The organism is Nocardioides sp., from assembly GCF_034670285.1.
Classification (GTDB): Bacteria; Actinomycetota; Actinomycetes; order Propionibacteriales; family Nocardioidaceae; genus Nocardioides.
The window spans coordinates 1-6,869 of record NZ_JAXMNS010000191.1 but is presented as its reverse complement, the minus strand read 5'-3'; the positions used below and the strand labels follow the sequence as shown (position 1 = coordinate 6,869).

Below are 6,869 nucleotides of genomic sequence, written 5' to 3'. Positions count from 1 at the left end.
GATGCCCTCGCCCCAGGCGGCGCTGGCCGCGCAGGCCGCGGCTCGCGAGCAGGGGGTGCGCGTCGGGTGCTTCCGTCCGCCGTCGGTGCCCGAGGGGATCTCGCGCCTACGGATCACGGTCAACGCGGGGCTGAGCACCGCCGAGTGGTCGCGGGCCGTCGAGGTGCTGGTCGCCGTCGTGAAGGAGCACCGATGACCGCGCGCTCCCCCAGGATCGTGGTCGTCACCGGCACGTCTACGGATGTCGGCAAGACCATCGCGACCGCCGCGCTGGCGACCACGGCGGAGGGCCGCGTGCTCGTCGTCAAGCCGGCCCAGACCGGCGTCGTGGACGGCGAGCCGGGCGACGCTGCCGTGGTCGAGCGCCTCACCGGCTGCGACGTCCGCACCCTCGTCGAGCTGCCCGAGCCGCTCGCCCCCGACACCGCGGCCCGTCGCGCCGGGCTGCCGCTCCCCACCGTCGCCGAGCACGCGCGCGCCGTCCTCGACCTCGCTCAGGGCTACGACGTCGTCATCGTCGAGGGCGCGGGCGGGCTGCTCGTCCGCCTCGACCACGACGGCGGCACCCTGCTCGACCTGGCGGTCCTGCTCTCGGCCGAGCAGCCGGTCGAGGTCGTGGTGGTCTGCAGCGCCGGCCTCGGCACCCTCAACCACACCGAGCTCACCGTCGACGCGCTGCGGGCGCGCGGTCTCGAACCCGCCGGCCTGGTCATCGGGTCCTGGCCGACGCCGCCCGACTCCCCCGGACTCGCCGAGACCTGCAACCGCGACGACCTGCCGCGCGTGACCGGCACGCCGCTGCTGGCCGTGCTTCCCGCCGGCTCGGGCGCGCTCGCCCCGGCCGACTTCGTGGCCCAGGCCCCATCCTGGTTCGTCACGACGTCATAGTTCCGGTCGGTGTAGGGGGTACGACCTACGCTGGAGGCATGCCAGACACCCCAGGCACCCTCGGAACCCTCGAGCCCGCCTGCGCCGGCGAGGTCTACGAGTCCGAGCTCCTGCCGCCGACGCGGAGCAAGCTGCGCCGCTACTCGTTCGGCGCGCTCGACCTGTGGTGCGCGATGTTCGGCGGGCTCTTCGAGCTCTCCGCCGGCGGCGAGGTCGTCGTACGACGACGCGCCGACGGGGTCGAGGAGCTCCGGATCCCCGTCACCGGCACGGAGGAGGCCGGCCTCCTCCTCACGATGGTGCGCGAGCAGCTCGCCGAGCTCACGCCCGCAGAGTTCCGCAGCACGTGGAGCGTCGACTGACCCGCACTGCCGAGGCGGTGCGTCAGCCCCAGCCCGGCGGACGGCGGTCGTGCCACGGCGCGGCCTGCTCGACCTGAGCCGCGAGGCCCAGCAACAGCTCCTCCTCGGCCGGTCGAGCCGCCAGCATCACGCCGATCGGCAAGCCGTGCGACGTCCAGTGCAGCGGCAGGTTGATCGCCGGCATCCCGGTCACGTTCCACGCCGAGGTCCAGGGCGTGAACTGCTTCTGACGCTCGAAGTCGCCGGCGGGGTCGTCGTCGTCGCGCAGGTCGCCGACCCGCAGCGGTGGCGCGGCGAGCGTCGGCGTCAGGACGGCGTCGTACGGCGCCAGGGCCTCGAGCGCCTCGCTCGCCAGACGCCGTATCGCCCCGATCGCGAGACCGAACTCCGGCCCGCTCACGCTGTGTCCGCGCGCCGAGAGCCACCGCGTGAGCGGGCGCAGCAGGTGCTCCCGCTCGGGCGGGGCGGTCGACAGTGCCGTCAGCACCGCCCAGCAGGTCTCGAAGACCGGCACGGCGTCGGGCGAGAGCGGAGCCGGCACGTCGACGATGTGGTGACCCAACGACTCCAGCAGCCGGGAGGCGTCGTCGTAGGCCTCCACGCAGGCGGCGTCGACCCTCACACCGGCGATGAGCGGCGTGATGAACCGAGCGACCCGGAGGCCCTCGGGCGGCCGGTCGCACGCAGCGAGGAAGGTGCCACTCGGTGCCGGCGCCCACGACGGGTCCCCGGCGCGACGACCGGCGAGGACGTCGAGCAGCGCGGCGGCGTCCCGCACGGTGCGCGCGAGGCTGCCGGACGTCGCGAGCCCGACCGGGTCGCCGTACGACGGGTAGGCGCTGATGCGACCGCGTGACGGCTTGAGCCCGACGAGCCCGCAGCACGAGGCCGGGATCCTGATCGACCCGCCGCCGTCCGACCCCTGGGCGAGCGGCACGAGACCTGCCGCCACCGCCGCCGCGGCTCCGCCGGACGACCCGCCGGCCATCCGGGTGCGGTCCCACGGCGTCACCGCGGGCATCGCGCCCTCGGGCTCGGTGTAGCAGGGCGAGCCGAACTCCGGCGTGCTCGTCTTGCCGATGCTCGGCATCGCGGCCGCCTCGATCGCCTCGGTGACGGCGTCGGAGACGTCGGGCACGAAGTCGGCGTACGCCGCGGAGCCGAAGGTGGTGCGCACCCCGGCGGTGAGGTTGAGGTCCTTGATCGCCGTGGGCACGCCGTGCAGCGGCGACCTCGTCGTCGCACCAGGCGACGCGGCATCGGCTCGACGCGCCTGCTCGCGAGCCAGGTCTGCGCTCAGGGTCACGAACGCACCCACGTCGTCGAGCCGTTCGGCGCGGTCGAGGTAGTGCTCCGTCAGCTCGACCGAGCTGAGCTCACCTGCCGCGATCAACGCACCCTGCTCGAGCCCCGAGAGATCGTGAAGCGCACTCATGTCGGCGACCCTAGCCCGAGGATGCGCTCACCGGTCCCGCTCCGTCAACGCAACCACCCTTGTCAGGGGTGGGGGCCTTGCCTGGCCTCGATGAATGGTTCTCCAGATGCCGGCGTGGACACCGAGACCACCGACCTGACGACCTCCGGCACGCTCGAAGTCAGCTGCTGACCCGCGACCAGCCGCTCCGGGTCAGTCGGAGTGGTGGCGGCGCAACCCGTAGGTGAGGCCGTCGACGAGGGCGCCCCAGGACGCCTCGATGACGTTGTGGCCGACTCCGACGGTGACCCACGAGGAGACGCCGTCGGTGGTCTCGATGAGGACCCGGGTGATCGCGTCCGTGCCGTGGCCCTGGTCGAGGATGCGCACCTTGTAGTCGATCAGCTCGAACTTCGCGACCGCCGGGTAGGCCTGGCCGATGGCGGTGCGCAGCGCGGAGTCGAGCGCGTTGACCGGGCCGTTGCCCTCGCCGGTGACGACGTAGCGCACGTCGGCGGCCTTGAGCTTGACCGTCGCCTCCGAGACCGCCTCCTCCGACTCCTCACGGTGGGTGAGGGTCTCGGTGATGACGCGCCACGACTCGACGTCGAAGTACGACGGGCGGCGCCCCTCGACCTCCTCCACCAGGAGCAGCTCGAAGGAGGCGTCAGCGGCCTCGAAGGTGTAGCCGCCCTGCTCCATCTCCTTGACCCGCGCGGTCACCCGCGTCACGACGTCCTTGTCACCGGACAGGTCGAAGCCGAGCTCGCGGCCCTTGAGCTCGATCGAGGCACGACCCGCCATGTCGGAGACCAGCAACCTCATGTCGTTGCCGACACCCACCGGGTCCATGTGCTGGTAGAGGTTGGGGTCGATCTTGATCGCGCTGGCGTGCAGGCCCGCCTTGTGGGCGAACGCCGACGTGCCGACGTAGGGCTGGCGCGAGGCCGGCGGCACGTTGGTGACCTCGGCGACGGCGTGGGCGATGCGCGTCGACTCCGCGAGCAGCCCCTCGGGCAGCACCTGCCGGTCGAGCTTGAGCTGCAGGTTGGCGACGACCGTGACGAGGTCGGCGTTGCCGGTGCGCTCGCCGTACCCGTTGATGCAGCCCTGCACGTGCGTGGCACCGGCGTCGACGGCGGCCAGCGTGTTGGCGACCGCGCACCCGGTGTCGTTGTGGCAGTGAATCCCGACCCGCACGGCCGTCGTCTCGATGACGTCGTGCACCACGTCGGCGACCCACGTCGGCAGCATGCCGCCGTTGGTGTCGCACAGCGCGATCACGTCGGCCCCGGCGTCGTACGCCGTGCGCAGGACCTCGAGGGCGTAGTCACGGTTGCGGCGGTAGCCGTCGAAGAAGTGCTCGGCGTCGAGGAAGACCTGCTGTCCCTCGGCGCGGAGGTGGGAGACGGTGTCGCGGATCATCTCGAGGTTCTCCTCGAGCGTCGTGCGCAGCGCCAGCTCGACGTGCCGGTCGTGCGACTTGGCGACCAGCGTGACCACCGAGGCGCCGCTGTCGCGCAGGGCCGCGACCTGGGGGTCGTCGGCAGCGCGGACGCCGGCCTTGCGGGTCGACCCGAAGGCCGCGAGCTTGGCGTGGTGCAGGTCGAGCTCGGTCGTGGCGCGACGGAAGAACTCGGTGTCCTTGGGGTTGGCCCCCGGCCAACCGCCCTCGATGTAGCCGACGCCGAGCCCGTCGAGCTGGCGGGCGATCGAGAGCTTGTCGGCGACCGAGAGGTTGAGCCCCTCCTGCTGCGCGCCGTCGCGCAGGGTGGTGTCGTAGACGTGGAAGGCGCCGTGCAAGTCCATCGGATCACTTTCGAGTGGCGGTCGGGCGGGGGCGGAACGGGTGCCGGAGCGACTTCACCCAGGCAACAAAAAAACCTCCCGTGGCACGAGAGGTTGGCGCATCGAGCAGGCTGCTCGATGCGCTAGCGAATGATGATGTCGCGGTGAGGCACGCCCCCATCGTGCCACGCGGGCTCGAGGCGTGCCGGGCATCCCAGGATCCGGGCGGCGTGCGCGCGTGCACGAGGGCCGCCTCAGGGCACGAACGGCACGCCGGCAGCGGGTGTCCACGTGACGTCGTTGGTCAGCACCCAACCACCGACGGCAGCGGAGATCCCCAGCAGCACCGCCACGGTGATCAGCCAGGTGCCGGCCGAGCGACTCGCGGGGTTGACCAGACGCCGCAGCGGTGAGCGCACGCGGCTCCCTCCCGGACCCCACCACAGCGACAGGGCGAGCACCACGCCGCTGCCGAAGAGCGACCAGCCCAACGGTGCGGTGACGGCGTAGCAGACCAGTCCGACCGCAGCCGCGAGCCCGGCGCTCCAGAGCAGCAGCATGATGGTCGAGGGAATCGACTGCACCAGGTGCCACGGCGCGTTGACGAGCAGCTGCGGGGCGTCGTACCACCGTCGACCGCGCACCTGCCGCCGCTGCTCCACCCGGCTGGCGGCAATTGAGCCGCTGCGCAGCAGCCACACCGCGACGACCAGCACCGCGAGCGCGACCCAGGGCACGGCGGCGCACACGGCGCCGACGAGCACGGCTCCGGCGAGCACCACGACCGAGCGCCGCAGCCGCTCCCCCAGGGGGACGCGCGGTGTCTCGGGCTCCTCGGACTCCTCGGCGAAGCCCGCGTGGGGGTAGGGGTGGGGCGGTGGCGGCGGTGGCGTGGACGTCGGTGGCGGGTACGCCCGCGGCGAGTCCGGCAGCACCGTCGTCAGCAGGCGGGTGCCGGCCGGCCCGACGCGCTCGGCGACGGTCGGCGCCGCTGCGAGCACCGGTGAGGGCTGGGTCGTCTGCGGTCGTAGCCAGGCGAGGATCGCCTCCAGGGTGGGACGGCGTCCGGCCTCCGGGTCGAGGGCGGCCTCGACGACGTCGAGCAGCGGACCCTCCAGCCCGGTGAGGTCGTGCTCGCCGCGGCGGACACGGTCCATGATCGCCATCGACGGCCCTCGACCGAACGGCGAGCGGCCGGTCGCCGCGAAGGCGACCGTGGCCGCCCAGGAGTGCACGTCGGAGGCGGCCGTGGCGTCCTCGCCGTAGAGGATCTCGGGGGCGAGGTAGCCAGGAGTGCCGAGGAGCCAGCCGGTGTGGGTGAGCTTGGGGTCGTCGGCGACCCGCGCCAGCCCGAAGTCGATGACGATAGGCGTGCGACCCTCCATCAGCACGTTGGACGGCTTGATGTCGCGGTGCAACACACCTACCCCGTGGATCGAGGAGAGCCCCTCGGCCAGGCAGGCAGCGAACCAGAGCAGGTCGTCGCCCTCGATCACTCCCTCCTGCAGCACGTGGTCGTGCAGGGAGAGGCCGGGCACGTAGCGGGTCGCGACGTAGGGCACCGGGGCCCACGGGTCTGCGTCGAGGATCTCGGCGACCCACCGGCTGCGGATCCGGGAGAGCGAGGCGACCTCGCGCGCCAGGCGCTGCCGGGCCTCGTCGTCGCCGACGATGTGGGGCCGCAGCACCTTGAGCGCGACCCGGTCGCCGCCGGGGCGTCGGGCGAGGTGCACGACGCCCATGCCGCCCTCGCCGATCTTGGCCAGCAGCGAGTAGTCACCCACCTGGGGCTGCGGCTGGTGCGGCTGGGTCGTCACGGATCGAGGCTACCGCTGACGACGCTCGCGCCTGACGTGTGACGCGCAGCGGCTCCCCGACTCAGACGATGCGGTGCATCCAGCCGAAGGAGTCCTCGGCCCGCCCGAACTGGATGTCGACCAGCTGGGCCCGCAGCTGCTCGGCGACGGTGCCGGCGGGCACGCTCGGCACCGAGCCGCCGTCCCAGAGCAGCTCGCCGACCGGGGTGACCACCGCGGCCGTGCCGCAGGCGAAGATCTCGGTGATTTCGCCGCTCGCCACGCCGTCGCGCCACTCGTCGATCGAGAAGCGCCGCTCCTCGACGCGGTGACCGGCCTTCTGGGCCAGCTCGATGATGCTGGCCCGGGTGATGCCCTCGAGGATCGTGCCGGTCCCGGGGGTCACGATGTGACCGTCGGCGTGGACGAAGTAGAGGTTCATGCCGCCGAGCTCCTCGACGACGCGGGTGACCGCGGCCTCGACGGAGTCCCCGTTGCTCACGTCGGCGCCGATGCCGGCAGCCTTGGCGCCGTCGACGAGGGGCAGGCGGCCCGCGGCCTCGGAGGCGGCGGCCTCGTCCAGGTCGACGATGGCGACCGAGGCGCCCTCCTCGGCGAAAC

Annotated in this window: 6 protein-coding genes and 1 pseudogene; 3 read left to right on the top strand and 4 right to left on the bottom strand. The window is 72.8% G+C overall.

Going from position 1 to position 6,869, the window contains the following annotated elements; translation table 11 throughout:
- The 3 genes and pseudogenes from VOI19_RS10975 to VOI19_RS10965 all read left to right on the top strand — a co-directional run.
- A pseudogene (locus VOI19_RS10975) lies at positions 1-196 on the top strand (8-amino-7-oxononanoate synthase); the annotation flags it as partial.
- Entirely contained in the window at positions 193-888 is a 696-nt protein-coding gene (bioD, locus tag VOI19_RS10970) for a dethiobiotin synthase (RefSeq protein WP_323793006.1), read from the top strand. The pseudogene VOI19_RS10975 and the gene bioD, both read left to right, overlap by 4 nt.
- Before the next feature lie 38 nt (positions 889-926).
- The gene (locus VOI19_RS10965) at positions 927-1,250 is read left to right on the top strand and encodes a hypothetical protein (RefSeq protein ID WP_323793005.1); all 324 of its coding nucleotides are present in this window, start codon (positions 927-929) and stop codon (positions 1,248-1,250) included.
- Between the two features lie 22 nt (positions 1,251-1,272).
- On the opposite strand, the gene VOI19_RS10960 is transcribed toward VOI19_RS10965, so the two are convergent.
- From VOI19_RS10960 to VOI19_RS10945, 4 genes are all read right to left on the bottom strand, one after another.
- Positions 1,273-2,685, bottom strand: coding sequence for an amidase (locus tag VOI19_RS10960; protein ID WP_323793004.1), 1,413 nt, complete (start codon positions 2,683-2,685; stop codon positions 1,273-1,275).
- A gap of 192 nt (positions 2,686-2,877) precedes the next feature.
- The gene (gene cimA, locus VOI19_RS10955) at positions 2,878-4,473 is read right to left on the bottom strand and encodes a citramalate synthase (RefSeq protein WP_323793003.1); all 1,596 of its coding nucleotides are present in this window, start codon (positions 4,471-4,473) and stop codon (positions 2,878-2,880) included.
- A gap of 233 nt (positions 4,474-4,706) precedes the next feature.
- A complete protein-coding gene (locus VOI19_RS10950) occupies positions 4,707-6,269 on the bottom strand; it encodes a serine/threonine-protein kinase (RefSeq protein WP_323793002.1) in 1,563 nt (520 codons plus the stop codon).
- A 61-nt stretch (positions 6,270-6,330) separates the two neighbouring features.
- Positions 6,331-6,869: SDR family oxidoreductase (locus tag VOI19_RS10945; RefSeq protein WP_323793001.1), on the bottom strand; the 539-nt coding region annotated here is incomplete at its 5' end.

What these genes read in the sequence shown, in the direction of transcription:
- bioD (WP_323793006.1), top strand. Translation starts at nt 193, where the DNA reads ATGACCGCGCGCTCCCCCAGGATCGTGGTCGTCACCGGCACGTCTACG.
- VOI19_RS10965 (WP_323793005.1), top strand. Translation starts at nt 927, where the DNA reads ATGCCAGACACCCCAGGCACCCTCGGAACCCTCGAGCCCGCCTGCGCC.
- VOI19_RS10960 (WP_323793004.1), bottom strand. Translation starts at nt 2,685, where the DNA reads ATGAGTGCGCTTCACGATCTCTCGGGGCTCGAGCAGGGTGCGTTGATC.
- cimA (WP_323793003.1), bottom strand. Translation starts at nt 4,473, where the DNA reads ATGGACTTGCACGGCGCCTTCCACGTCTACGACACCACCCTGCGCGAC.